We start from the raw sequence: 26638 nt of genomic DNA, 5'->3' as shown, positions 1-26638 counted from the left end.
ACGCTTTACAAGTCGAGCCTGCCCTGGGGGTCGGTGAATCCGTCTGTACCCTCCTTGAGCTTTTTCTCGTCTGCTTTCACGCGACGTTCGAGCTTCTTTGTATCTTCGGCAGGCGGTAGGTTCTCGGGTACAATTCCGCGGTCGATGAGGCTGCCACGCACGCTTGTGTTGTTCTCGACGTGCTCTTGCTTGATCTGGTCCAGACCGTACAGGTCGTGTTCCTCGGCGTTGAAGGCCGTCATCGAGTTCGTAAGGTCCTTTGCTTTGATGAGAACATCGGCTAGCCTGTCCGCCAATGCCGAGCTCTTGGATACGCCGAGCTGTTGCTTCATTTCCGCCGTGCTTTTGCCGCCGAATAACGCTTCATCGCCCTTCGACTTGATGATTGCGAATCCTTTGGAGTCCACGCCGCGTTTGAACGCAATACCCGAGAGCTGTTTCTCTGAATCAGATAGCGAGTGGCGCGCCTGCAAGCGCTGAATCTCTGCGAATCGCTGCTCTATGAGCTCTTGGCGGCGCGTCTGCACGGCGAAGTACGCCTGTGCGAGCGCGATTTCTTGCTTGTTTGAATCTCCGTTCTGGGCGATTAAATAGCATGCATAGCGCGTAAGTTTGTAGTCTTTAACCGCGCGAGCGGCGACACCGGCAGTTACCATTTTCGTGGTGTCACGAAAATGGGAATCAACTGGAGTTTTGTTTGTTTCGCACGAGACTTTTGCCCTCTTAACAACTTCGGCAAAGTTCTCCCATCGAGTGTACCCCATGGGTTCCATTAAATCGCGTGCGAGCCAATACTCAACGCCGTCTTCCACATTGGCATAGCTATCAAGTTTGACACGCCACTTCTCGATATCTCTACTGTCCATATCTCCTCCTCGCTGGCCTATTGTCTATGCGGGCTTTGCCCGCTCTGTATTCAGAATTAGGATACGCTGCCGTGCGGACACGAATGGGCCCCGTGCCACTTCGAGTTCACGGGGCCCATAGATATCGATTAGTTGTGTTTTGCTTTAGATAGGTGTCCAGTTTAATTCGCTCGGCAGTGCGATCCGAGACTTTCGGTCCGCTTGTGCATGGCTTTGACCATCTCCGTTGCCAGCTGATTCTGCGATTGCAGGCGGGCGAGGGCTGCGATCTCGCTGTCATTGGCATGCGGCTTGCTCAGCGCCGTTGCCTCGTCTTTCAGGCTTTCAAGCTGTTGCAGGGCCTTGGATAGACCTGCTTCGGTCCTGTTGATCATGCAATAGGTGCTCATCGTGTGCTTAAGGCTGTGTGTCAGGCGTTCGGCATCTGTTGTGGCAATGCCATACTGGGGGTGGGCAATATCCATCGGAGCGGCCGCCTCGGGAGCGTCCAGTGCTGCTCGAGCCGCCGATGCGCCCGCGATACGCCCGAATACGATGCCATTGGCGCTCGACAAGCCGCCGATGCGGTCGGCGCCGTGCATGCCGCCTGTTGCCTCACCGCAGGCGTAGAGGCCCTCAACGCCCGTGTACGCGGTCTTGTCGATTTTGATACCGCCGTTGGCGGCGTGGGCATACATCGCCACGCGCATCTCGTCGGTCGGCGCGATGCCGTGCTCGTCTTGTAGCCAGGTGGCAAAGGTCTGCACAAACTCGGGGACATTCTCTCGCGGGAAGTCGTAGTGGAGCGCCAGGCCTTCGGCGCCTGCCTGATCGATGGCGAGATCGATAGCGCGGGAAGCCAGGCGCGAAGTGAAGGGGCCATATCCAGAGCGCTGCTCGAGCAGGTCGTCCAGCTTGTCGTCGGCAATATCTACCGGCTGGTCTACATGTACGTAGCGCCAGGTTTTCTCGTTGAAGACCAGGTTGCGCTTGGGCTCGATGAAACCGGGCATCATCTGCATGAACTCTATATTAGTAAGTGTTGCGCCGTGCGCCAGCGCGATGGCCTGCGAGGAGCTGAGCACATCAGCCGACGTAAGGCTGCGCTCGAACAGGCCGCCTGTGCCACCGGTTGCGATGATCGTGGCCTTGGCAGCAAAGGGCACGATTTGATTTTCGGTGAGGTCGTAGAGCACGGTTCCGGTTATTCTACCGTTCGTGTCCTCAACAAGGTCGATAAGCTCATAGCGGGGGAGCAGGCGAATGCCGAGTGACTCGATTCGGGTCGTCAGAGCGTCCTCAAGGGGCTTGCGGGTGAGGCCGCGCCACATGCGCGTCTTGTGGTCAAAGCAGGGGATAAACTGCTTTTGCTGGGCGCTCTCGGCATTTTGTGGGCGTTGAAGTTCAACACCCAGATCCCGTTCGAGCCATGTAATTGCCTGGGGAATGCCGCGGACAAACGTCTGGACAAGCTCGGGGTCGGCGACGCCGCCACCAACGGTCTGGATGGTGTCGATGAGGTCTTGTTCGTCGTCTTCGTTAACGGGTCCGATAAGCCCCAGGCCCCAGGTTCCGGGGAAGAAGCTCGATCCACTCATAGTCTTGCCGGCGCTTGCCACAGTGACGGTTGCACCCGTGCGTGCCGCTTCGATGGCGGCGCAAAGTCCCGCAATGCCAGATCCAATTACCAGTACATCAGTCGATTCCATCGGATTCCTTTCTCGTCCGGCGCATTGTCGCACGGGTGATCGGCAATGGGGCCGCAAAGACTCGGCAAATCGGTAAAGGGCACATATGGCAGGTGGGCGTCATGGGCGTTCTGATGCTCCATTTCATCACATCTCGTATATCGCCCCAACTGATATATTGGCGTTAGCCACCCTGCAGCAGCGCAAACAAAAAGAGCCGCTACCTCGAAAGGTAGCGGCTCCAAAGCTCAACTATATGAGCATCGCGCGGGCGCGATTAGGCCTTGATGGCCTCCTCGACGGCGACAGCGCAGGCGACAGTGGCACCGACCATGGGGTTGTTGCCCATGCCGATGAGACCCATCATGTCAACGTGCGCAGGCACGGAGGAAGAACCGGCGAACTGGGCGTCGGAGTGCATGCGGCCCATGGTGTCGGTCATGCCGTAAGAGGCAGGGCCGGCGCCCATGTTGTCCGGGTGCAGGGTACGGCCAGTGCCGCCACCAGAAGCGACGGAGAAGTACTTCTTGCCAGCCTCGATGCGCTCCTTCTTGTAGGTGCCAGCGACGGGGTGCTGGAAGCGCGTGGGGTTGGTGGAGTTACCGGTGATCGAGATGTCGACGTTCTCGTGCCACATGATGGCAACGCCCTCGCGGACGTCGTCGGAGCCGTAGCAGTTAACGGCAGCGCGGGGACCATCGGAGTAGGGGATGGTCTCGACGACCTTGAGCTCGCCCGTGTAGTAGTCGAACTGGGTCTTCACATAGGTGAAGCCGTTGATGCGGGCGATGATCTGGGCGGCGTCCTTGCCCAGACCGTTAAGGATAACGCGCAGCGGCTTCTTGCGAGCCTTGTTGGCGTTCAGAGCCAGGCCGATAGCGCCCTCAGCGGCAGCGAAGGACTCATGGCCGGCCAGGAAGGCGAAGCACTCGGTGTCGTCGGAGAGCAGCATAGCGCCCAGGTTGCCGTGGCCCAGACCGACCTTGCGGTCCTCAGCGACGGAGCCGGGAACGGTGAAGGCCTGGATGCCCTCGCCGATGATGGCGGCAGCCTCAGAAGCGGTCTTGGCGCCACGCTTGACAGCGAGAGCGCAGCCGAGGGTGTAGGCCCACTCGGCGTTCTGGAAGGCGATGGACTGGGTGTTGTTGACGATCTCACGCGGGTTGAAGCCCTTGTCGGTGCAGATCTGCAGAGCTTCCTCGAGGGAGGCGATGCCGTTGTCGGCGAGGCACTTGTTGATCTTGTCAGCGCGGCGCTCGTAACCTTCGAACGTAACAGTCATAGTTATTTCCCTCCCTTTCTACTCGTGAACCGGGAACACGCTGGCGACGGAGTGAGTCTCCTCGTCGGTGCGCGGGTCGATGTACTTGGCAGCGTTCTCCCACTGACCATAGTGGCCCATAGCGCCAGCGATGGCCTCCTCGGGGGTCTTGCCGGCCTTGACGGCGTCGGTGAACTTGCCGAGGTTCAGGAACTCGAATGCGATGATCTCGTTCTTGTCGTTGAGAGCCATGCGGGTGACGTAGCCCTGAGCGAGCTCGAGGTAACGAGCGCCCTTGGCCTTGGTGCCGAACATGGTGCCGACCTGAGAGCGAAGGCCCTTGCCGAGGTCGTCGAGGGAGGCGCCCACGGGCAGGCCGCCCTCGGAGAACGCGGTCTGGCTGCGGCCGTAAACGATCTGCAGGAAGATCTCGCGCATAGCAACGTTGATGGCGTCGCAGACGAGGTCGGTGTTGAGGGCCTCGAGGATGGTCTTACCGGGAAGGATCTCGGAAGCCATGGCGGCAGAGTGGGTCATGCCCGAGCAGCCGATGGTCTCAACGAGGGCCTCCTCGATGATGCCGTCCTTGACGTTCAGCGTGAGCTTGCAGGCGCCCTGCTGAGGTGCGCACCAACCCACACCGTGCGTAAGACCGGAGATGTCGGAAATCTCCTTAGCCTGGACCCACTTGCCCTCCTCGGGGATGGGTGCGGGGCCGTGGTATGCACCCTTGGCAACGGGGCACATGTTCTCCACTTCCTGTGAGTACTGCATGCCTCTCCTCTCTATCGTGTTGGCGTCCCGTCTGGGGGTCGTGGCTGGCGATTGCCGGGCGACCCTTCGAAAGGGACATGACATGCAGCCCCTATAATACCGCGAAATGCACGGAATATTCGGTGAACGGCTCAGTTTTCGTAGCGAGAAGTCCGGAAGTTTTAATTGAAACGGTTTAACTCTATGTTCTGTGGTCGCGAACTTCCGTAGAGGGGGTCCGTCTTGGGCAAGCTTTTGGTCAGCTCTTGTAAGCGTTGTAGGGGCTGACCTGTTGCAATGGTGCCGTTCGCCGCCTGTTTACTGCCTTTGGCCGCGCGAGTGTATTGTTTTGCGTGAATGTTTTGATGGCACGCTTCAATCGTGCTGTATTGGATGGCAATAAGATCCCGGCGAAGGGAGCGCCATGCAGCGCGTTTGGAGAACGGTTACCGGCTTTTACCATGTCTGTGCCCGCGGTGTGGGCAAGCAGCTCATCTTTGAGGGCGATGAAGACCGGTGGGAGTTTTTGGAGCTGATGCGCGAGTGCTGCCGCGAGGCGGGCGTGACGGTTATCGCCTGGTGCCTTATGGGCAATCACGTGCATCTGGTGCTTGCAGATTACGAGGACGCGATGAGCGCGGCGATGCACCGGCTGCTTTTGACGTACGCGCGGCGGTTCAATAAACGCACGGGGCGCACAGGTCATCTGTTCCAGAACCGTTTTGACCGGCGCTCGCTCGATACCGACCGTTATCTAATGGCCGCCATTCGCTATGTTCACGCTAATCCGCAGCAGGCGGGTATCGCCCTGATCGAGCGCTATCCGTGGAGCAGCTTTGCCGAGTATCTGCGAGCGTATGACAACGATGCGACGAGGGGATTTTCGGACCCTTCTTGTGTGCTTGAGCTCTTTGAGTCTGCCAAGGGGTTTCTGGATTATTCTCTGTCGATGCCCGATGGTTCCGATCCGGTGATTCATGATATGGATGAGACGGAGTGGGAGCGGCGTGCGTCTGCCGACAAGATGGCGAAGCGCCTGGGTGTGCCGCTCAATGAGCTCAAGACCGTAGCACCCGCGCGGCGAGACGGAATCATTTTCGCCCTGCACGATGGCGGCTACACGGTGCGCGAGATCGAACGGTATACGGGAATCAGCAAGAGTACCGTCTCTCGTATCGTGCGCGCTTATGCGCGGGTAAAGGCTCAGGCTGAGGGCTCGGAATAGAAAATGGCCGAACCACTCTTGTCAAGCGATTCGGCCAACAAAATTCTTAAGATTTGGGACAAATACTACTGATTATTTTGTCCCGTGAGCATGCCGTCGAGGGTGCGCCAGGCGAGCTCGGCGCACTTGACGCGGGCGGGCATGTGCGAGATGTCCTGGAGCTGGGAGGCCTCGTCCAGGTCTTCCAGGTCCTCCTCGGAGAGTTCCTCGCCGCGGATCATGGCGAGGAAAAGCTCTGCCAGACGACGCGCCTCCTCGACCGTCTCACCGGTGATGAGGTCGGCCATGATGTCGGCGCTGGCCTGGCTGATGGCGCAGCCGTGCCCGGTAAACGAGGCCTCCTCGATTACATCGTTCTCGACACGCAGCTGCAAGGTGAGTTCGTCACCGCAGCTGGGGTTGATGCCGTCGTGCTCGTGCGTGGGGGCATCCATCTCGTACTTATAGTCGGGGTGCGAGTTGTGCTCCATAAACGTGGTGGAGGTGTACAGATTACCCATTGAACGTGCTCCAAACGTGATGCAGGCCGGCGATGAACTTGTCGATGTCGGCCTTGTCGTTGTAGAAGGCCACGCTGGCGCGGCAGCAGGCAAGATTCTCGACGCCCAGCCAGGTGAGCAGCGGCTGCGCGCAGTGGTGGCCGGCGCGGATACAGACGCCGTCCATGTCCATGATGCTCGCGACGTCGTGCGGGTGGATGCCCTTGACGTTAAAGCTCACGACGCCGTGGTGGTTATCCCAATAGATGGAGCCGATGATCTGGACAAAGTCGAGCTGCATGAGTTCGCCCATCAGATAGTGGACGAGTGCCTGCTCGCGGGCCTGGATGTTCTCGTAACCCACCGTGTTGACCAGGTAGTCGAGTGCCGCACCCGTGGCGAAGATGCCGGCGGCGTCCTGCGTACCCGCCTCGAACTTCTCGGGGACGGGAGCCCAGACAGCGTCCTGCTCGGTGACCGAATCGATCATCTCGCCGCCGGTGAGCATGGGCGGCATGGCGTTGAGCAGGTCCATCTTGCCCCACAGCACGCCGATGCCCATGGGGCCCATGGCCTTGTGCGCGCTAAAGGCAAAGAAGTCGGCGCCCAGGTCGGTCACATCGACCGGCATGTGCGGCAGCGACTGCGCGCCGTCGACGACCAGGTAGCCGCCGTACTTGTGCACGAGCTTGCCAAGGTTCTTGACCGGGTTCTCGACGCCCAGCACGTTGGAGACCTGTCCCACGGCCAGGATCTTGGTCTTGGGACCCACCTTGGCAAGAACCTCCTCGGTGGTGAGCTGGCCGGTCTTGGTGGGGTAGAGGTAGACGAGCTTGGCGCCGGTCTCGCGGCAGACCTGCTGCCACGGAATCAGATTGGAGTGGTGCTCCATGATGGTGATGACGACCTCGTCACCCGGTTCGAGCACTGTGGGCGCAAAGCTCTTGGCGACCAGGTTGAGCGATTCGCTCGTGTTGCGGGTGAAGACGACCTCGTTGGCGTTGGGGGCGCCGATGAGGTCGGCGATCTGCTGGCGCACCTTCGCGATAGCCTCGGTGGCCTCGACGGACAGCGAGTACAGGCCGCGCAGGGGGTTGGCGTTCATGCGCTGATAGAAGTTGCGCTCGGCGTCGAGCACACAGGCAGGGCGTTGCGCGGTGGCGGCGCTATCGAGGAAGGCGATCTCGGGGTGCTGCTGGAACAGCGGGAACTGGCCCTTGTAGGGGTTGGTCTCGATGTCCACGGTGGGCCAGCCGCGCGAAGCCTCGTCGCTGGCGTCGAGCTCCATGGGCTCGGGGGCAGTGCAGGTATCGCATTTAACGTGCTCGGTGTCGATCATGCGAGCTCCTCTTCAAAGTTGTCGATCAGGTTGTTGCCCAGGCGGACGACGGCGGCGCGGGTGCGCTCGTCGGTGGCGGAAAGCGCGGCGTCCTCCAGCTTGGCGCGGATGAACAGGTCCTCGGCGGCGTTTTGATCAAGGCCACGGCAGGCGAGGTAGAACAGCTGCTCGTCGCGGACGTGACCGATGGTGGCGCCGTGGTTGCCGGCGACGTCGTCCTCGTCACAGAGAATGACGGGAACGGTCTTGTTGTCGACGCCCTTGTTGGCCAAAAGCACCGTCTCGCGTTCGGTGCCGGTTGCACCCTTGCAGCCGTGCACGAGGTCGATGGTGCCACGGTAGACCTTCTTGGACGTGCCGGTCAGCACGCCGTTGGCGTCGATCTCGCACTCGGTCTTGCGACCGCGGTGGCGCAGCTCGTAGTTAAAGTCGCGCACCTGCTCGCGGGCGCCCAGGTAATCGGTATCGATGGTCACCTTGGCGGTGTCGCCCAGCAGGTCGCCGGCAAGGCCGGTGGCGCTGGCGCCGGCACCCAGGACGGTGTGCTGCACGTTGACGCGCGCGCCCTCGTCCAGGAACAGGCCGGTGTCGTCGAGTGCGATCCAGCTGTCGTCGAGTGTCTGCGTGCAGGTCACGTTGACGGTGGCGTACTCGTGGGCGCACACGCGTAGCACGGAGCCCACGACACCCTCGCCGGTAACAGGAGAGTCTAGGGCAATATGCAGGTCGAGCGTTGCCTGCGGGCGAGCGACGATGTCGATGGCGGCGATGGCCGCGGCGGCATCGACACCGCTCACACGCACGGTAACCGTGGCGTGCTGGTATGCGGGCACATCGATGACGATGCGCTTGGTAGCGTGCTCGGCCAAGTAGGCGTAGGCAGCCTCGCCCATGCCGGTTTCGAAGGCTTCAGCAGGGGAGAGCTCCTCCTCGAGCTTGATGGCGCCGGCCTGGTAGACGGAGGTGGCGGGCACGTCGAGCTCGGTCTCGGGCGTGATGCGGGCGCGGTCGGCGGCATCACCGGGGGCGGAGGCGCGGCGCTCGGGGAAGCGCTCGGCCATGGCGTTCATGGCGGTGCCAAACGCGTCGGCCGCGCCGGAGAACTGCTCGTCCAAGCCCTCGACCTCAACGGCCTCGGCGGGAGCGGCGGCAAGCTCGTCCGAAAGCTCAAGCTTGGTCTGGTTCATCTTGAGCCAGCCCCAAGTGGCAGCCGGCATCGCGTTGACCTGCTCGAGTGTGGTAGCAGCGGTGTTGGTTTCCTGTTTCATTATCCGATCGCTCCTTCCATCTCGAGCTTGATCAGGTTGTTCATCTCGACGGCGTACTCCAGCGGCAGCTCCTTGGAGACCGGGTTGGCAAAGCCGTTGACGATCATGGTGCGGGCCTCTTCCTCCGAGATGCCGCGGCTCATCAGGTAGAACACCTTGTCGTCGCCGATGCGGCCGATGGTGGCCTCGTGGCCGATGTCGACGTTCTTGGCGCGGATGTCCATAGCGGGGATGGTGTCGGAGCGGCTCTGGTCGTCGAGCATGAGTGACTGGCAGCTCACGGTTGCCTTGGAACCCTCGGCCTTGGGCGTGGCCACGATGGAGCTGCGGAAGGTCTGAATGCCGCCGCTCTTGGAGATGCCCTTGGTCTCGACGGTTGCCGAGGTCTCGGGGGCGTTGAGCACGACTTTACAGCCGGTATCGAGGTTCTGCCCGGCGCCGGCAAAGGTGATGCCGGTAAAGCTCGACCGGGCGCGGCGGCCGTTGAGCACACTCATGGGGTAGAGGTAGCCCACGTGGCTGCCGAAGGAGCCACTGATCCACTCGATATCGCCGTCCTCGTCCACGCGCGCACGCTTGGTGTTGAGGTTGTACATATTCTTGGACCAGTTCTCGATGGTCGAGTAGCGCAGATGTGCACGCTTGCCCACAAAGAGCTCGACGGCGCCGGCGTGGAGGTTGGCAACGTTGTACTTGGGCGCGGAGCAACCCTCGATAAAGTGCAGGTCGGCGTCGTCCTCGACGATGATGAGCGTGTGCTCAAACTGGCCGGCACCCTTGGCGTTAAGGCGGAAGTAGCTCTGCAGCGGAAAATCGAGCTTGGTGCCCTTGGGCACGTAGACAAACGAGCCGCCCGACCACACGGCACCGTGCAGGGCCGCAAACTTGTGGTCGGTGGGCGGGATGAGCGTCATAAACTTCTCGTGGATGAGCGGCTCCCACTGCGGGTCGTGCAGGGCCTCCTCGATGCCGGAGTAGACGATGCCCATCTTGGACGCCGTGTCCTGCATGTTGTGGTAGACCAGCTCGGAGTCGTACTGCGCACCGACGCCCGCCAGGTAGCTGCGCTCGGCCTCGGGGATACCCAGGCGCTCAAAGGTGTTCTTGATGTCGTCGGGCACCGACTCCCAGTCGTGCTTTTGGTCGGTGTTGGGCTTTACGTAGGTGACGATGTTGTCCATGTCCAGGCCCTCGATGGAGGGGCCCCACGTCGGATCCGGGAAGCGGTTGAAGATCTCGAGGGACTTTAAGCGCAGATCGAGCATCCACTGCGGCTCGTCCTTCTTGGCGCTGATCTCGCGCACGATGTCGGGCGTGATGCCGGCGTCGAGGCGCTCGAATCCCTCCTCGCCATAGGTGAAGTCGTAGAGGCTGCGGTCGATGTCCGCGACCTCGGTGCGGTTCTTGGTCATTGCGTCGCCCCTTTACGCCTGCTGCTTGGCAGTGGCGGTCTCGGCCTGGGCGCGCTGCTCGGCTGCCTCGCGCTCGAAGGTCTCAAAGCCGTTCTTGTCGATCCAGGGGATGAGCGAGGCGTCGTCCTCGCGCACGATGTGACCCTTGACCATAACGTGGACGCGGTCGACATCCAAGTGCTCCAGGATGCGCGTGTTGTGCGTGATGATGAGCATGGAGCCGTCGCAGCTCTTGCGGTAGGCGTCCATGCCGTGGCTGACGGTGGAAAGCGCGTCGACGTCCAGGCCCGAGTCGGTCTCGTCGAGGATGGCGAGCTTGGGCTGCAGCAACAGGAGCTGGAGCATCTCGACCTTCTTCTTCTCGCCGCCCGAGAAGCCCACGCCTAGCTCGCGGTTGAGGTAGGCGGTATCCATGTTGAGCTCGGCCGCGAGCTCCTTGACGCGACGACGGAATTCCTTGCCCTTCATCTCCAGGCCGGGGCGGCCGGCGATACTGGCGCGCAAAAAGCTCGACAGTGGCACGCCGGGGATCTCGACCGGGGCCTGGAAGCTCAGGAACAGGCCGGCGCGCGAGCGCTTGTCGGTGGTGAGCTCGGTGATGTCCTGGCCGTCAAAGACGATGCGGCCGTCGTTGACCGTGTAAACGGGATCGCCCATGACCAGGTGGCCGAGGGTGGACTTGCCGGCGCCGTTGGGGCCCATCAGCACGTGGGTCTCGCCGGCGGCGACGTTGAGGTTGACGTTGTGGAGGATGGTCTTCTCGTCCACGGAGGCGGTCAGACCTTCGATGGAAAGCAGCGGATTTGCGCTCATGCTGTCCCTCTCTGTATATGGTGTACTCATGGGTGTACGAAACCCTAGGAATCTTCTCGGAATAAAGTTACTATGGGTTCGGCGTTAGTCAAGGGAAAACCCGACTAATCCACTCGACTTTTTAGATGAGGGACATAATAATCAGGTTTGTTTGCTCCGCTTGCATAGGATTTGGGACAAACAAGCCTGGTTTTGTCCCAGTAACGATGGGAGGGTAGGTATGCTCATTTCTTCTAAGGGCCGCTATGCCCTCCGACTGATGATCTATATCGCAGCGCTGGGCGACGCCGAGGGCAAGATTGCTCTGCGCGAGGTCGCCGACCGCGAGCGTATCTCGCAAAAGTATCTGGAGCAGCTGGTTCGTCCGCTCATGAAGGCGGGCCTACTTAAGAGCGTGCGCGGCAAGGGCGGCGGCTACATGATGGCCAAGGACCCGGCCGAGGTGCGTGCCGGCGACATCCTGCGCGCCGTCGAGGGCAGCACGGCTCCGGTGGCGTGCGATGGCATCGACAACAGCTGCGCCCGCAGCGATCTTTGCTCGACCGTCAAATTCTGGCGCGGTCTGGACGACGTGATCGAAAAGTACGTCGATGGCGTGTCGTTGGCCGACCTTGCTGCCGTCCCCGAGATTAACTTTGACATTAAGCTGTAGGTTGAACGCAATTCCTTAAGATTTCGCGGAGGGTTGTTGCCGTTTACCGAGGGGTTGTTGTGCAACAACGGGCGAGCTGCAATACTTATTTTTATCTTTGCAAACTGCACTTTAACTACACCAATGCAGGGAGGATCTTATGCAGCCCAAGCATTCTGCTATTGTCGCGGGCCTGACGCTGGCGCTTTCGTTTGGCGCCGTTTCCGTGCCGGCACCCGCCGCTGCCGAGGAGCCCACGCCGGGCGTTGCCTCGGATGCCACCGATATCGATAAGGGTCTCTACACCCAGCAGTCCTTCTCGGGCGTGCTGAGGTCGGTCCAGGGCGTTTCGTTTGTTAACGTGACTCCCGAGATGAAGTACTTCACCAAATACGAGAGTCACGGCAACTATAACCAGGGCTTTTCGTACGGTGACGGTTATAACGCGCTGGGTTATTACCAGTTCGACCGTCGTTGGTCGCTCATCCCGTTTATGAAGCAGGCCTACAACTACAACCCCGAAAAATACAGCATGCTCAAGGATGCGATTGATCGCGGCAGCGAGATTTCCAACACGAGCAATGCCATGTACGAGAACGGCCAGCTCACCGAGTTGGGCCGTATTGCGCAGGAGGCTTTCCAAGGTGCTTATAACACCGACCCTGTTGAGTTCTCGGCTCTGCAGGATGCGTATGCGTACAACTCGTACTATGCGGTGACCGAGGCGTGGCTCAAGAGCGGCCTGGGCATTGATATTTCGGGCCGTGCCGATTGCGTTAAGGGCATGGTGTGGAGCATCACCAACATGTGCGGCACCGGTGGTTGCAGGGACTTCTTCCGTTGGGCAAACCTTTCTAACAGTATGACTGATCGCGAGTTTGTGACGGCGCTTTCCAACAGTGTGGTCAATAACGTGGCGACCAAGTATTCGAGCCAGCCCCAGTATCATGAGGGCTGGAAGAACCGCTACCGCAACGAGCTGAAGGACTGCTTGGTTTATATCGCCGAGGACGAGGCCGCTGCCGCTGCGACGCCCGTGCAGCCCGAGCCCACGCCGGCGCCCTCGCCGACGCCTGATTCGAATGACGACTCGAGCGACGATGCCAACGATGACAGGATGGATGCGCCCTCGACCGGTGCTGACGGTGATGGCTCTGCTGGTGGCACTACCAACAACGGCTCTACCTCGAACGGCTCCGATTCAAACGGCTCTGCTGCGGGCGATTCGTCTTCAAGCTCTGCCGGCAATACGGACAGCGACGCTTCTGGTTCGACCGGCGCTGGCACCTCTAACTCATCCACCGGCTCGAGCGATTCGTCCGTTGGCACCGGCTCTAACAACGGCTCCGGCTCTGACGCAACCCCTGGTTCCGATGCTTCCAAGGATGACTCGAATAAGGCGCCGGACGTTCCCGTTGCTTCGCCGGACAAGAAGCCTTCTTTCTCCGAGCAGCTTGGTTCTACGCTGGGCTCTTCGCTGATGGCTGGCGTCAATAACGGCTCGACCCAGAACAAGGGCAACTCTGATCAGGTTTCCACGGAAAAGACCGAAGCCGCAAAGGGCGACTCCAAGGACAAGGCTTCCGAGAAGACCGAATCCGATAAGGGTTCTAGCTCTGAGGAGAAGAGCGACAAGTCCGAACAGAAGAAGGACGAGGATAAGAAGTCTGAATCTGAGGAGAAAGACAAGAGCAAGGGCAAGACTGAGGACGGAAAGCAGCAGAGCGAGGACAGCGGTAAGGGCAACACCGATGACCAGGTCCAGGAGCAAAATGACTCCAAAACGGTGACCACCACGACCACGACGACTACAACTACCAAGTCTTCGGGCGGCAACATGCCCAAGACGGGCGATCTGATTGTGATGGCGAGCCTTGCTAGTGCAAGCTTGGCCACACTGGGCGCTACGTCTATCGTAAGTGGTAAGCATAAGCTCGATCAGCAGAAGAAGGCTTCTGGGGAGGACGGCTCGGAGGAGTAATCTTCCAGATCGTTTTCTATAAGAGTTTGGGACGGGGTCCGGTGCGGCGGCATCGGGCCCCGTTTTGTTGTGCAACGATTTGTTATGCCCCCTCGGGGGTCTGTTGCTACCGTTGCCCGAAACGTTTTCATGTCGATATTGTTGCGCTCTACCCGCTAGCTACAATGGGCATCGTGCTGCGTTAGAAGGAGAGTTTACGGTGTCTGAACAGGCGAATTATGGTGTTGCTCATGCGTTTGGTGCACGGTTGCTCGGTTATGCGGATAACGCAGCTCTGCCGGTTGATGTACAAGACTTTTCCGATGCAATCAATCGGTGCTTAGTCGTCGATAAGACTATGTTTATTGCCGATATATTGGACAGCGAAGTACCCGTTGCGCTTTGCTGTCGGCCTAAGGGTTTTGGCAAGAGCATGAATTTATCGATGCTCAAGTGCTATTTGGAACGACCTGATCACCGGCTGCCGGATCGAAGCCTGTTCGCTGGTACCCAGATTTGGCAGGCGGGCGGCGGTCGCTATCGGGATGAGTACGCGTGCTATCCGGTCATCATGCTCGACTTTTCAGCTGCCGCTGCGAGGCGCGACGCTGATGCTGCGGCAGCTATTCGCAGCGCTGTCGCGCACGAGTGCGCCCGATTGCTGCCGCTGCTTGCCGCGCCTGATCTGTCAAGACGTGAGGTCCGTCTTATCGAGAGGGCGGCGCGTGGGGTGGCCAGCGATAAGGAGATCGATGCGGCGCTTGGTGTGCTTATTCAACTGCTCCAGGCAGCTTTCGATGAGCGGGTTGTTCTTCTGATAGACGACTATGACGCGGTATGTCCAAAGCGTTTGGGCGCTAAGGACGACGGTAGCGTGGATTCCCTAGAGTCGCTCAGCCGGATGTTGTTCGACACCATTGCCGACGCCGGCGACTCGTTGCGATTGACGTGTCTGATGGGCGAGCACCCTGGTCCTGCCGAGCTTGCGTTGTCCCAGCGTGGGGCTTCCTATCGGTCGGCGACACCGTTGTCGAGTTGGTGTGATCGATGGTTCGGTTTTTCGGACGACGAAGTCCAGGTGCTGTTGGATTGCATCGGTCGCAACGGCTGTCTGGATGACGCGCGTGAGTGGCTCGAGGGCTATCTGCTTGGTGGTTATTATTGCTCGAGCCCGGAGCGCGTGGTGGACTACGCACAGCGCGGTTGCGTCGCGCCCGTTCGGGCGGATCTGTATGGTTACGCCGACCGTCTGAGCGCATGCGTCGGTGACTGGAATCTCATGCGCCTGTCCGCATTGTTCGATTTGGTTGAGCCGCATGGGTTTATTGAGGCGCCAGTGCGCGTGCGTGCCGAGGAGGCCGATGCCGCCAAGCCCGATGATATCTGGACTGCGCTGTATCTGTCTGGATTCCTTACGACGGATATGACGGGGCATTCGGAGGACGGCGCGTGCCTTCGTTCCCTGCGTCTGCCTAATAACGAAGTGCGTCAGGCGCTCCGTCTTGTAATTCTGGAATGGTTTGAGTGCGCCGTTGAGGATGTTGGAGTTATCGACTCGTTCCATGACGGGCTGTGTCGAGGAGACGAGGACACTGTAAAGCAAGCTTTGAACTGTGCTATCGGCGATCTGGGCATCGATGTGGGCCAATCAGATATGCCGACAGCCTATCATCTGGCGCTTCAGGGGCTCTGCTTTGGACTGCCCGGCTATTGCAATCCCAGCTCCAAGCGAAGTGGCGTCTCGGATCGCTGGGATATCCAGGTGATTCCCACCGGTCGGGTGTTTGACGTGGCCGACACGCTCGGCATGCTCGATGAGCGACCGCTGATAACGATCAACATGATGTACGACCCTGGCGTCGATGCCCTGGGCCTGGAACTGTTGGCGGTTCAGGCGCTGCTCGACATAGAGCGCGACGGCATCGATGATATCCGCGTGCCGCGCCCCGCCGTCGGGCGCATGCGTTGGGGCTTTGGCTTTGACGGTCAGCGTGTGTCCGTGGTGTGTCAACGACTGTAGCGGCGGGCGAAAGCCCTTTACTACTCGGTGTCCTTCAGGGGCGGCATGGGCTTCCAGTTGGGATCCTTAACGATCTTGCGGGCGTCCTTCATGCCGCGGCGCAGCGCCGGAATGCCGGTCTTAAAGCACTTGTCGACGGCAGCCAGACGAATGAACTCCTTGCAGAAGGTCGCGGCATTGCCCAGGCGGAACAGCATGGGGTGGTAGTCTCCGTAGATCTGCATATAGCGAGCGAGGAAGCCTCGGTTGCGCATGATGTAGTAGCGGTTGGTGTCGCTCGTGGAGTTGAGCTGGCGCTTGCCGGCGATATCCCAGTTGGAGACGGCGCGGGCGCGCTTGAGCACCACGTCGGCGACCACGGCGGCGGGGAAGTGTTGGCTGGCTACGTAGCCGTAGCAGGCATCGTCGCCGTAGATAAAGAAGCGCGCGTCTGGCAGGCCAATCTTGTCGACCACGCGGCGCGAGAACATGCCGCCCTCAAAGCACAGTTGGTTCATGGTGCGGTAGCCCTCGGGTCCCAGATCCCACTTGGCGATGGGGTTGGGAATGCCGAGCGAAAGGATGAGCTGGTACTGCCAAAAGAAAGCACCGCCGTCAAAGTCCAGGCGCGAACCCTGAATGACGTCGTAACGGTCGGTCCACTTGGCCAAGCGCTCGATGCCTTCGGGGATGACGAGCACGTCGTCGTCCATGACCCAGAACCACTGGGCGCCCAGGTCGTAGGCGCATTTAGTGCCGGCGGAGAAGCCGCCCGCACCGCCGCCGTTTTCGAGCTGCGGGGCGTAGATGACACGGTCGGTGCCGCCCTGCGCGTCGGGCTGCTCGGTGTCGATGCCCCACAGGTTGGCCAGGCGCTCGTTGAATGCGGTACACATGGCCTCGGTCTCGCGCGAATTCTCGTTATCGACAATCACGATGCGCCAGGGCGTTGCCGTGAGCTCGGTCATGGAGTCGAACAAGTTGGCCAGGAGTTCCTGGCGCTTGTACGTGACGACAACGATGGCGAGCTTATCGATGGGGGCGGGAAGGGTTGAAGGCATGGGGCAATATATCCTTTCACGCGCGGCGGGCGAGCGCTGCGCGGAAGCTATCGAATACGTCCTTGGGACTGTCCTATTGTAAAGGCTCGCCGCACCTTGACGGCAAGCTTTGAATAAAACGCAGGAACCTGTCACGGGTGTAGCGGCTTTGGCGTCTGACGGCAGCGTGTCTATTGCCGCTTGAGCTTGCGAACGATAAGGCGTCTAGCTGCATCGATGATGAGGAGCGCCAGAGCAAAGACGATGCTAATGACGGTACCCGTGATGATACATATAGCTGCCGGGCTGTTTTGGCTGACCAGTATGTTTGCGAGCAGGGTGTTGAAGATGGGACGCCACAGGCTACTGGTGAGCGACTGCATCACATAGAAACCGAGCGTGGCGGTCGATAAGGTGACGATGACACCTGCATTCCGCGGATTGCCTAAGGCCCTGCGTCGGGTAGCCGCAAAGAGCAGGGAGGCTGCAGCGAGGGCAAACGAGATCAACGAGGTCGATTTGTAGGAGAGGACTGCCATCGCCGTGAGGTTGCCGGTGAAGGAGAGTGCTCCTTCCAGGATGGTGGCGAGCGCCAAAATCGCAGCGAGCGACCGCATGCCCAAGGCACCCGCCCTGTCCGAATTCATGACATCGGTAACGTCGCGGAGCAGACCGCCGATCAAAAACGCGATTACGTACGTGGCAGCGCTCATGAGCTTTTGGAGCCAAGAAAACTCGCCGGCGCTTGTCGTACTCATGGCGGCTAAATACCCGTTAACAGCAAATGCGAGGATGCCAACGGCGATGACCGTCGTCGCGTAGCTCTTCTGGAAGAGTCGACTCTTAGCCAGTCCAAACCCTGGCGCCATGAAGACCGTGGCGGCATAGACCCAGATAAACTCAAGGCCTAGCGTGTACCAGTAGTGCGTGTTGAGAGTAACATCGGGAATGGGGGAGACGACCGTGGACCACGCGAGTGCCACGAGGCAATAAAACGCAGTGGGCATAACGACCTTGCCAAGGCGCTGCGCCGTCCGTTGCATTTGCGACTTCCACGTTGTTCCACCGTCCCAAGCACGCGCGGCTGAGGCGATGAGAAAATAGCCCGAGATCATAAAGAAGGCCTCGTTGGCCCAGCAGCCTAGCAAGTTAATAAAACCAAGCACGCCGGAATGGGGGAAGGCGGCAAGCGGCGCGTATTCCGGCAAGCCGACGCAGGTCGCTTGGAAGGTCCACTGAAAGGTGTGAAACACCGCGATACCGGCGACTGCGACCAAGCGCAAGGCCTCGATGGATATGTTGCGTGCGGCTTTGGGCTGCATGACGTCCTTTCGTATCAGTTTGCCTCTGCGAGCTCCATAGATTATATAAACGCCCGCTGGCGCGCTGACCCTTTGATACCATGAAACGACAGGTATTTCCTAAGGAGCACATTTGTCTACTAACGTCTCTGGCAGCCCTGTTCTGTCGCTGCTTATTCCCATTTACAATGTTCAGCGCTACCTGCGCGAGTGTCTCGATTCCGCCCTGGCACAGACGCTCAAGGATATTGAGATCATCTGCATTAACGACGGGTCGACCGACAACTCGCCGGTGATTATCCGCGAGTATATGGAGCGCGATGGGCGCGTCAAGATGATCGACAAGGCCAACAGCGGCTACGGCGACTCGATGAACCACGGTCTGGAGATGGCGCGTGGCAAGTACGTTGGCATCTTGGAGTCCGATGACTTTATGGCGTCCGATGCACTCGAAAAGCTTGTCTCGGCCGCCGATACCAATAATGCCGACTTTGCGAAGGCGAACTTTGATTTCTACTGGTCTAAGCCCGAGGAACGCCGTTCGCTGCATGAGATGTTTAGACCTCAGGATTGTGGCAAGCCGGTGCACCCGAGCGATACGACGCAGTTCTTTAAGCAAAAGCCGTCGATTTGGTCGGCCGTGTACCGTCGCGATTTTCTTGAGCGCAACGGCATTAAGTTCCTGCCGACTCCGGGGGCATCCTTTCAGGACACGTCATTTGCCTTTAAGGTGATCGCGTGCGCCGATAAGGCTGTTTACCTGCATGATGCCGTGTTGTCGTATCGCCAGGACAACGAGAATTCCTCGGTCAATTCTTCGGCTAAGGTCTTTTGCGTCAATACCGAGTATGCCGAGATTGAGCGTTGGATTCGAGAGGATTATGCCCGCGACCACGCAAGTGATGACGTCGCGCGCATGCTCAAGTTCAATCAACTCATTAAGTACGATTCGTACATGTGGAACTATGTGCGCCTAGCGCCTAAGTTCTATAAGGAGTTCCTGGTGCAGATGGCTAAGGAATTTCAGGCGGCCTTGGACGCGGGGGAGTTTTCGCTTGACGACCTCAAGCCGTGGAAGCGCGCGAATCTCGCTGCCATTCTCAAAGATCCCGAGGGCTGGGTTGACGAGCATCCGAGTTTTGCGACGGATGGTGCCTTGGGGCGCGCTAAGTATTACGCCTCGGTTGGAGGCCCTGGCGTGGTCGCCGCCTTCCTCATCGAATCGCTGAGGGGGTAGGTCGGCATGGGAGAGGTCTCGTGTCCTAAAGCTACCATTGTCGTCCCCGTTTATAACTCAGTGCGTTCCATTCAGCGATGCCTCGATTCGCTGTTGGCCCAGTCCGAGCGCTCGATTCAGGTTGTCTGCGTCAACGACGGTTCGACCGATGATTCGTTGAACGTGTTGCACCAGATCGCGCAGGCCGACGATCGCGTACTGGTGATTGACCAGGAAAACGCGGGTGTCTCGTGTGCTCGAAATGCCGGTATCGATGCCGTCGAGGGCGAGACCGTCTTTTTTGTGGACGCCGACGATTACATCGATGCCCAGACGGTCGAGCGCGTGCTGCATTCCATGGAGTCTGCAGATGCCGAGGTCGCCGTCTTTGGCGGCGTCTGTGAACCTGCCGATGCTGCCCCCAAACGCGTCCAGCAACTCATGAGCCCCAAAGCTGGTGCCTTCGGCGCCCGTGATCCCCAACTGCTGTTCCATTCGAATGCGCAGCCCTATGCCTGCCGTGCGGCTTTTTCGCGCGAGCTGCTCAATCGCGAAGGCATTCGCTTCGCCCCCGGTTTGGCTTTGGGCGAGGACGTCGTCTTCCAATTCGCGGCTTATGCGCTTGCCCGCAAGACCGTCGTCATGCCGGACAAGTTCTACCACTACGTGATGGAGAGCGAATCGGCGACGCACGAGTTCAACAGTGCCGAGGCTCGCGCCAAAAAACTTGACGCCCACATGAGGATGCTCGAGGAGGTCTTGGAGGACTGGGCGGCCTACGGTCTTTTGGACCTGTGCCCCGGCGAGCTGATAACTTGGTTTTTAGACCTAATCGTGTTCGACCTGGCGCGCTTGGATGCCGATGACTTCCATCGCGTGGCGGCTCGCGTCAACATGGACCTTACGACGTTTTTGGGAACGGAGTGGACGGATATGCCTGCCAAGGGCGCCGTTTGCCGTGTTGCCCACAAGTTCGTTGCGACGACCTCGGGCGTTTCGATGGCAGACGCCACGCTGTTCTATCTTTCGACTCGCGGTCTCAAAGCCTGCCTGGAGCGCTTTCTTTAATTCCAAGCGCTGCCGCCCGCCGCAACTCGGCTGCTAAAATAACCCTGTTACACGCTATTCAACAGGAGGTTCTCTTGCAGAACTCTGATACCCCTAAAGTTTCGCTGCTTGTCCCCATCTGCAATGTCGAACGCTACCTGCGCGAGTGCCTCGATTCCGCCGTGGCTCAGACGCTCAGGGACATCGAGATCATCTGTATCAACGACGGCTCCACCGATAGCTCGCCGGATATCATCCGCGAGTACATGGAGCGCGACTCTCGTGTAAAGATGATCGACAAAGCCAACAGCGGCTACGGCGACTCGATGAACCGCGGCCTGGAGATGGCGCGCGGTGAGTACGTGGGCATCCTTGAGTCTGACGACTTTATGTTTGAGGATTCGCTCCAAAAGCTGGTCGCCAAGGCCGATACTGAGCATGCCGATGTGGTAAAGGGCGACTTTTACCTGTATTGGTCCACGCCCAGCGAGCGCCGTGAGCTGTTTGGAATCATCGACGAGCATATGACGGGCGCCGCGTATCGCCCCGTCGATCGCCCGGGCATCTTCTACCGCAAACCTTCCATTTGGTCGGCTATCTATCGGCGCGAGTTCCTCAACGACAATCAGATTCGGTTCCTTCCCACGCCGGGAGCCTCGTATCAGGATGCGGGTTTTAACTTTAAGGTCTGGGCATGCGCCGAGCGTGCCGCGTTTATCGCGGACCCCATTTTGTGCTATCGCCAAGACAACGAGAAGAGCTCCGTTAATTCGCCCAACAAGGTGTTTTGCGTGTGCGACGAATATGCCGAGATGCAGCGCTTTTTGGATGAACGCTCCGAGCTTAAGGCTCAGCTTCAGGGCATTTTAATGCGCATGAAGGTCGATACGTACCGTTGGAATGACGAGCGTCTGGTCGATGAGCTGCGCGAGCAGTTTTGGGAGAAGGCTTCTCCCGAGCTCAAGGCCGATTGGGATGCCGGTCGCTTTGACCTGTCGCTGTTCGATCCGCGTGGCGAGACCGACTTGCGCCTGATGGTCAAGTCGCCCCGCGCCTATATCGATTCGCGCTTTGGCTTTAAAAAGCCGGGCAAGATCAATACGTTTAAGCACTATTTTAAGATTGGCGGCCTGCCGCTGGTCTGGCGCGTGCTGACGTATCAGCGCACCTACGGTGATAACCCGCACCCCGATGACGTTCCGGTCGCACAGTAGGAGCACTTGACTATGGCTACCCCCAAGATTTCTGTTGTCGTTCCCATCTATAAGGTGGAGGAGTGCCTGGCCTGGTGCCTGGACTCCCTGCTTGCGCAGGACATGCCCGATTGGGAAGGCGTGCTGGTCAACGATGGCTCGCCGGACGGTTCGCGCGATATTGCGGCTGCCTATTGCGAAAAGGACGCGCGCTTTACGTTGGTCGATAAAGAGAACGGGGGCCTGTCGAGCGCGCGCAACGCGGGTATCGCTGCATCCACGGCGCCTATTGTTGCGTTCTTGGACTCCGACGATCGCTTTACGCCCGATGCATGCCGCGTGATCGTCGATGCGTTTGAGCGCGAGAACTGCGACGTTTTAACCTTTGGCGCGAACCCGTATCCGCTGGAGGCGGGGTACCCGTGGCTCAACCATGTGCTGAGCCCACGCGATGTGTTGTTTGAGGGTTATAGCTTCGACCTGCTGTTTAAGGAAGCATCTCGCCCGTTTGCGTGGCGCACTGCCTGCAGGCGCGCGTTCTTGTTGGACAACAGGATCGTGTTTGATGAGACCGTCAAGTATGGCGAGGATCAGGTCTTTGACTTTGCCGTGTATGGCCGCTCGCGCAAGACCGCGCTTATCTCCAACAAACTGTATGACTACCGCGTGGCGCGCAAGGGTTCGCTCATGGACACCATGCGCTATGACGACGAAACGCGTCTGCTAGAGCACGTGAAGATTTACTCCGCGGTGCTGAATGATTGGCATCGCGACGGTCTCGATGTCCAGCATGCCGAGGACCTGGCGTACTTCCTATGCGATCTGGTGCTGTACGATGCGCTCAGGTTGCTGGGTTCGGACTGCGGCAAGGTGTTTGCTGCCGTTGCCACAGCGCTTGCCGGTTCTGCTGTGGGTAGCGATGCTGCGCTTGCACAATGTGCCCCGTCTGTTGCCGCTATGGTGCGCGCGGCGCTTACCAGTAAGGCCCCCAATGCCCGTGCGTGCAAAAAGCTCATGTTCGATTACGACGTCTTGAGGTTTGGGCGTCTGGGTGCCTGCAAGCGCATGGCGGCGAACGCCCTGGGAAAGCGAGAAGTGTAGATGAGTATCAAGCGTTTGGCACTTTGCCGCAGTCAGGGCCGTCTGTTTGTGCTGCTTCGTTTTGCCGGTCAGGATGTCGCTGCGCTTATTGAGCAGGAGGGTTCTCAAGCGTTTGCCCATGCGACGACGAGCGGTTCTTGTGTGCCGTCGCTGGTGCTCCCGGTCGATCATGGCCGTGTGCTGGCGCTTTGCCCTTCCGTTTCCGATTACGAGCGCGAGCTCGCTGTCTTGGTGCTTCCGTTTTTGGATGACTCGTCGATGGATGTCGTTTTTGCATCCGATGGCCAAAGGTTGGGCTCCATTCGCCTTGATAGCCGCGTGGCCAAGCTGGAATCCAAGATTAACTACAAAGCAAAGCCTTCGCTGTGCGCGCTTATCCGCGATGCGCAGCGTGGCGAATGCTGCGGTCGCTACGAGATCGATGCCATTCGCTATTTGCCGGCAGACGCCGGCGCGGTGTGGCGCTATGAGGTTACCTGGGCTGGAGACCCCCAGTGCGCACCTGAGCTCAAGATCTTTGATACGCATATGAATGCCATCGATGTCACCGTGCATGTGTTTGAATCGCAGGTCGATGTTCCCCAGCGCAACGGTTGCCGCGTCAATAAAACGTATCTGAGTGTTGAGATGCCTCAGGATATACGAGATTTTGTCGCGATCGTGAACGATCCCACAGAGCGGATCCAAAGCGGGTTTTGCGCCATGGATGGTCGCCTGTACAACGGCATGTTCGATGACAGCTGGAACCGCATGAAGGACGCGCGTGCAGACGACGCAGCTTATCGACGTTGGTTTGAGCAACATCGCGCAAAGCCGGGCGATTTGGCGTGCCAGCGTGTCGCTTCGGCGGCCTTTGCCTATAGACCGCTCGTGAGCATTGTGGTGCCGTGCTACAAGACTGATCGGGTCTACCTGCGCGAGCTGCTGGACTCGGTGCTAGTCCAGAGCTATGACAACTGGGAATTGCTGCTTATGGACGCCTCGCCCGAATGGGATGCGGTGGCCAATCTTGCAGCAAGTGCCAACGATGAGCGCGTTCGTCGCATTGAGCTGCCCGGCAACGGCGGCATTGTGCTCAACACCAACGCTGGTATTCAGCAGGCGGCTGGAGACTACATCGCGTTCTTGGACCATGACGACATTCTGGAACCGGACGCGTTATTCCAGTATGTTTCCGCGCTGAATAAGGCGGCCGAGGGCGAGCGCCCCCAGGTCCTGTTCTGCGACGAGGACATGTTTCAGAAAACGGGGGAGTGGGGTCAGCCGGTCTTTAAGACCAAGCTCAACGCCGACCTGCTCTATAGCCATAACTGTGTGACGCATTTCCTGATGGTGGAGAAGGCGCTCATCGATTACATTGGCATGTCCCCAGAAGACGTTGCGGGTGCCCAGGACTACGACCTGACGCTTCGCTGTCTTGCAGCGGGCGCGCGCTTTGAGCATGTTGCGCACGTGCTGTATCACTGGCGCGTTCATCCGGGATCGACCGCCGATGGCTCTGCCGATAGCAAGCCGTATGCTATTGAAGCCGGGCGCCTTGCGCTTCAGCGCCACTTTAACACGCTGGGCATTTGCGGAACGGTCGAGGAGACCGAGACGCCGTTTGTCTATCGCATGCGCTATGCGCTGCCGGAGCCTGCGCCGCTGGTGAGCATTGTGATTCCCACCAAGGACCACGTTGAGACGCTCGATGCCTGTGTGATGTCGATTGCCCAGAAGGCCACGTATGCCAACTATGAGATCGTCTTGGTGGAGAACAACAGCGAAGCCCCGGATACGTTTGCGTATTACGAAACCCTGCCGGAACGCGTGGCTTCAGCATCAGAAGGCAAGGGCATCGCGCGCGTTGTGTACTGGCCGGGCGAGTTCAATTACTCTCAGATCATCAATTTTGGTGTGAAGCACGCCAAGGGCGACTACCTGCTGCTGCTCAACAACGATACCGAGGTCATAAGCCCCGACTTTATCGAAGAGATGATGGGCTATCTGCAACGTCCCGATGCGGCCGTGGTGGGTGCCAAGCTCTACTTTGCCGATCATCTGGTGCAGCACGCTGGCATTGTGGTTGGCGTGCGCGGCGCACTTGCCCATGCCAACCAGGACTTCTCGGCAAAGCGCGAGGGCTATCTTGCCCGCGCTGTGCGCCCGGGCAACTTTAGCGCCGTGACGGGTGCCTGCCAGATGGTGCGACGCGACGTATTTGAGCAGGTCGGAGGCTACAACGAGGAATTCGCCGTCGGTTTTAACGACGCAGACTTTTGCCTGCGCGTGTGGGAGGCGGGCTTCCGCACCATCTTTACGCCCTATGCCGAGCTGTATCACTACGAGTTCACCTCGCGTGGCAGGGAAGAGGCCAACGAGGAAAAGCTGCGCCGCTGGAAGCGCGAGCAAGCGCTGTTCATGCAGCGCTGGCCTGAGTTCTTCTTGACGGGCGATTCATGGTTGGGGCCGAACTTGTCCTCCGACAGTGAGTACTTCTCGTTTTAGTGCGAAGTAATGCCAAGTTCCGGCAAAGTATCCTCAAGAGCTGCAAGGGCGGTGGGGTTCAAGTACTCCCCGTTCAAGCAGCTCTTGTCATATCGAAAACGTGTGTCAGGATTTTTCAGGTAGCCGTATTAAATTGGTTCGCTTATGTGCTCGGTTTGACTCAGAAGCTATTTAGCGTAACGGTTGAGGTGTGGCGACTCATATTTAAATTGCAGTCACAAAGACACCTTTTATCGATTTCCCGTTGAAATACTGAATTGATAGTTTAAAAATAACTTAAGAGAGCCTTAAATCTCGGAGAAAGGATGTCGTATGAAAAACCTTCGAGAAAGATGGCGCGGACTAACAGTGCTGGGAGTTGTTGCATTTGCCGCTGCCTGCATGACGGTTGCCCCGGTGCCCTCATTTGCTGATATTGCTGGCGGTGGCGGAGACGGTGGACCGATTACGGAATGGTGTTCCGACGGTCGTCCGAAGACTGGACTCGTTCGGTGCGAGGACGGCAACCTTCGCTATTTCGATCCCGAAACTGGCGCCATGGTCACGAACCAGTGGCATAACGAATACGAAGCTGTCTGGTACTATTTTGGCGCTGACGGGATCGCGGTGTCGGGCTGGCAGTCTATCGGTGGGGACAAGTATTACTTCTACCCCGAAAGCCATGATATGGCATACGGCCGAGTTCAGATTGACGGCAAGAACTACTTCCTGAACACCCCTGGTGCCAACGCCGATGGCCGCATGCAGCATAGCGGCTGGCTCTATGACTCCATCTATGGAAAGTGGTTCTATGCGACCTCCAGTGGCGAACTGCTGACCGGTTGGCATAATATCGGTGGAACTTGGTATTATTTCGACGAGTATGGTGTCATGCTGACCGGCTGGATCAACGTTTCGGGGACGTGGTACTACGCCAACGCTTCCGGTGCGATGGCCACTGGCTGGCTCAACATCGGCGGTACGTGGTACTACCTCGACGGTTCGGGCGCCATGGTCGCTAACAGCTGGCGCAGCCTCGGCGGCTCCTGGTACTGGTTCGGCGACTCCGGTGCAATGGCCACTGGCTGGTTCTTGGCAGGCGGCTCTTGGTACTATGCGAGCGGTTCGGGCGCCATGGCAACCGGCTGGCTCAGCAATGGCGGCACGTGGTATTGGCTCGGAGGTTCGGGCGCTATGGCCTCTAACTCTTGGGCTAACGTTGGTGGAGTTTGGTACTGGTTCGACGATTCCGGCGCGATGGCCACCGGCTGGCGTCAGGTCGGCGGCGCCTGGTACTACTTTAGCGGTTCCGGCGCTATGGCCCACGACGCCTGGGTCGGCGACTACTACCTCCAGTCTTCCGGTGCCATGGCTACGAATGCCTGGGTTGGCTCCTACTATGTCGGCGAGGACGGCAAGTGGATTCCGGGCTACGGTTTAGTTTGGTACAAGAGCGGTAGCCATGTTTACCATACGCATAAGTGCCGTACCGTTGGCAAGGACGCAAAGGGCTATTCGCAGATCTCTATCCAGGAGGCCCAGAGGCGTGGCGCTTCACGAGAGTGCAAAAACTGCCAGCAAATTGGCTAGTACATTACTGA

Annotated in this window: 21 protein-coding genes; 10 read left to right on the top strand and 11 right to left on the bottom strand. The window is 59.1% G+C overall.

Going from position 1 to position 26638, the window contains the following annotated elements; all coding sequences use genetic code 11:
• Nucleotides 1-5: 5 nt before the first annotated feature.
• The 4 genes from dinD to GT571_RS03945 all read right to left on the bottom strand — a co-directional run bounded on the left by dinD (nucleotide 6) and on the right by GT571_RS03945 (nucleotide 4568).
• Nucleotides 6-866, bottom strand: coding sequence for a DNA damage-inducible protein D (dinD, locus tag GT571_RS03960; RefSeq protein ID WP_161155609.1), 861 nt, complete (start codon nucleotides 864-866; stop codon nucleotides 6-8).
• 161 nt (nucleotides 867-1027) lie between these two features.
• Complete coding sequence (locus GT571_RS03955) at nucleotides 1028-2554, bottom strand: FAD-dependent oxidoreductase (RefSeq protein WP_161155607.1); 1527 nt, start codon at nucleotides 2552-2554, stop codon at nucleotides 1028-1030.
• Between the two features lie 256 nt (nucleotides 2555-2810).
• Complete coding sequence (locus GT571_RS03950; RefSeq protein ID WP_161155605.1) at nucleotides 2811-3815, bottom strand: GGGtGRT protein; 1005 nt, start codon at nucleotides 3813-3815, stop codon at nucleotides 2811-2813.
• Nucleotides 3816-3833: 18 nt separating this feature from the next.
• Entirely contained in the window at nucleotides 3834-4568 is a 735-nt protein-coding gene (locus GT571_RS03945; RefSeq protein ID WP_006235554.1) for an iron-sulfur cluster assembly scaffold protein, read from the bottom strand.
• 403 nt (nucleotides 4569-4971) lie between these two features.
• Between GT571_RS03945 and GT571_RS03940 the strand changes: the two genes are divergently transcribed.
• Complete coding sequence (locus GT571_RS03940) at nucleotides 4972-5772, top strand: transposase (protein ID WP_161155603.1); 801 nt, start codon at nucleotides 4972-4974, stop codon at nucleotides 5770-5772.
• 65 nt (nucleotides 5773-5837) lie between these two features.
• Here GT571_RS03940 and sufU read toward each other — a convergent pair whose 3' ends face one another.
• The 5 genes from sufU to sufC are packed head-to-tail and all read right to left on the bottom strand — an operon-like array spanning nucleotide 5838 to nucleotide 11083.
• On the bottom strand, nucleotides 5838-6272 hold the full coding sequence (gene sufU / locus GT571_RS03935; RefSeq protein ID WP_161155601.1) for a Fe-S cluster assembly sulfur transfer protein SufU: 435 nt from the start codon (nucleotides 6270-6272) through the stop codon (nucleotides 5838-5840).
• Nucleotides 6265-7590, bottom strand: coding sequence for an aminotransferase class V-fold PLP-dependent enzyme (locus GT571_RS03930; protein WP_204987193.1), 1326 nt, complete (start codon nucleotides 7588-7590; stop codon nucleotides 6265-6267). The genes sufU and GT571_RS03930 overlap by 8 nt, the downstream gene beginning before the upstream one ends.
• Entirely contained in the window at nucleotides 7587-8858 is a 1272-nt protein-coding gene (locus GT571_RS03925) for a SufB/SufD family protein (protein WP_161155599.1), read from the bottom strand. Before GT571_RS03925 ends, GT571_RS03930 begins: the two co-directional genes overlap by 4 nt.
• On the bottom strand, nucleotides 8858-10270 hold the full coding sequence (sufB, locus tag GT571_RS03920; protein ID WP_022094821.1) for a Fe-S cluster assembly protein SufB: 1413 nt from the start codon (nucleotides 10268-10270) through the stop codon (nucleotides 8858-8860). Before sufB ends, GT571_RS03925 begins: the two co-directional genes overlap by 1 nt.
• Before the next feature lie 12 nt (nucleotides 10271-10282).
• Entirely contained in the window at nucleotides 10283-11083 is an 801-nt protein-coding gene (sufC, locus tag GT571_RS03915; protein WP_161155597.1) for a Fe-S cluster assembly ATPase SufC, read from the bottom strand.
• A gap of 220 nt (nucleotides 11084-11303) precedes the next feature.
• Between sufC and GT571_RS03910 the strand changes: the two genes are divergently transcribed.
• The 3 genes from GT571_RS03910 to GT571_RS03900 all read left to right on the top strand — a co-directional run bounded on the left by GT571_RS03910 (nucleotide 11304) and on the right by GT571_RS03900 (nucleotide 15694).
• Nucleotides 11304-11735 (top strand): RrF2 family transcriptional regulator, encoded by a 432-nt coding sequence (locus tag GT571_RS03910; protein WP_117563901.1) that lies wholly within the window; start codon nucleotides 11304-11306, stop codon nucleotides 11733-11735.
• Nucleotides 11736-11874: 139 nt separating this feature from the next.
• Nucleotides 11875-13695 (top strand): VgrG-related protein, encoded by a 1821-nt coding sequence (locus GT571_RS03905; protein ID WP_161155595.1) that lies wholly within the window; start codon nucleotides 11875-11877, stop codon nucleotides 13693-13695.
• A gap of 199 nt (nucleotides 13696-13894) precedes the next feature.
• Nucleotides 13895-15694, top strand: a complete 1800-nt coding sequence (locus tag GT571_RS03900; RefSeq protein ID WP_161155593.1) for an AAA family ATPase — start codon at nucleotides 13895-13897, stop codon at nucleotides 15692-15694.
• Between the two features lie 20 nt (nucleotides 15695-15714).
• Here GT571_RS03900 and GT571_RS03895 read toward each other — a convergent pair whose 3' ends face one another.
• Nucleotides 15715-16734: a glycosyltransferase gene (locus GT571_RS03895; RefSeq protein ID WP_161155591.1), complete on the bottom strand. Its 1020-nt coding sequence runs from the start codon at nucleotides 16732-16734 to the stop codon at nucleotides 15715-15717.
• Nucleotides 16735-16904: 170 nt separating this feature from the next.
• The gene (locus tag GT571_RS03890) at nucleotides 16905-18035 is read right to left on the bottom strand and encodes an acyltransferase family protein (protein WP_161155589.1); all 1131 of its coding nucleotides are present in this window, start codon (nucleotides 18033-18035) and stop codon (nucleotides 16905-16907) included.
• A gap of 112 nt (nucleotides 18036-18147) precedes the next feature.
• Between GT571_RS03890 and GT571_RS03885 the strand changes: the two genes are divergently transcribed.
• From GT571_RS03885 to GT571_RS03860, 6 genes are all read left to right on the top strand, one after another.
• On the top strand, nucleotides 18148-19251 hold the full coding sequence (locus GT571_RS03885; protein WP_118267663.1) for a glycosyltransferase: 1104 nt from the start codon (nucleotides 18148-18150) through the stop codon (nucleotides 19249-19251).
• Between the two features lie 6 nt (nucleotides 19252-19257).
• The gene (locus GT571_RS03880) at nucleotides 19258-20298 is read left to right on the top strand and encodes a glycosyltransferase family 2 protein (RefSeq protein WP_161155587.1); all 1041 of its coding nucleotides are present in this window, start codon (nucleotides 19258-19260) and stop codon (nucleotides 20296-20298) included.
• A 74-nt stretch (nucleotides 20299-20372) separates the two neighbouring features.
• Nucleotides 20373-21491, top strand: coding sequence for a glycosyltransferase family 2 protein (locus tag GT571_RS03875; protein ID WP_161155585.1), 1119 nt, complete (start codon nucleotides 20373-20375; stop codon nucleotides 21489-21491).
• Nucleotides 21492-21503: 12 nt separating this feature from the next.
• Nucleotides 21504-22571 carry a glycosyltransferase family 2 protein gene (locus GT571_RS03870; protein ID WP_161155583.1) on the top strand — a complete coding sequence of 356 codons (1068 nt, stop codon included), beginning with the start codon at nucleotides 21504-21506 and terminating at the stop codon, nucleotides 22569-22571.
• Nucleotides 22572-25058 (top strand): glycosyltransferase family 2 protein, encoded by a 2487-nt coding sequence (locus GT571_RS03865; protein ID WP_161155581.1) that lies wholly within the window; start codon nucleotides 22572-22574, stop codon nucleotides 25056-25058.
• A gap of 312 nt (nucleotides 25059-25370) precedes the next feature.
• Nucleotides 25371-26627 (top strand): PspC-like choline-binding domain-containing protein, encoded by a 1257-nt coding sequence (locus GT571_RS03860; protein ID WP_161155579.1) that lies wholly within the window; start codon nucleotides 25371-25373, stop codon nucleotides 26625-26627.
• The last annotated feature ends 11 nt before the right edge of the window (nucleotides 26628-26638 follow it).

The organism is Collinsella aerofaciens (assembly GCF_009876115.1).
In the GTDB taxonomy this organism is placed as follows: Bacteria; Actinomycetota; Coriobacteriia; order Coriobacteriales; family Coriobacteriaceae; genus Collinsella; species Collinsella aerofaciens_N.
Note: the sequence above shows the minus strand (reverse complement) of the source record. Positions and strands in the feature narration are given on the sequence as shown.